Source organism: Caballeronia mineralivorans PML1(12) (assembly GCF_001028175.1).
GTDB lineage: Bacteria > Pseudomonadota > Gammaproteobacteria > Burkholderiales > Burkholderiaceae > Caballeronia > Caballeronia mineralivorans.
This window is the reverse complement of the sequence record NZ_AEJF01000306.1, coordinates 1-283: the sequence shown is the minus strand read 5'-3', so window position 1 is coordinate 283 and position 283 is coordinate 1. Positions and strand designations below refer to the sequence as shown.

The following is a 283-nucleotide window of genomic DNA, read 5'->3' as shown; positions in this document are numbered from 1 at the left end:
AAAACGTTCCGAAAGCGCATACATAATCACCACCGGCAATGCGGTCACCAGTGAGGCCGCCATCATCCGTCCCCAGATGTAATCTGGCGTACTGAACAGCGCGTTCAGGCCCACCGGTAAGGTGAAATTGCTGGCGCTGGAGAGGAAAATCGACGCAAACAGATAGTCGTTCCACGCCACCATAAAGCAGTAGACGAACACGGATATCAGCCCGGACATCGCCAACGGCACGGTGATGCGGAAGATAATTTGCAGACGGTTGAGGCCATCCATCATCGCCGCT

General features: G+C 54.8%; 1 protein-coding gene. It reads right to left on the bottom strand.

Annotated features, from left to right (window positions below):
- Positions 1-283: ABC transporter permease subunit (locus EOS_RS42790; protein ID WP_047898308.1), on the bottom strand; the 283-nt coding region annotated here is incomplete at both ends.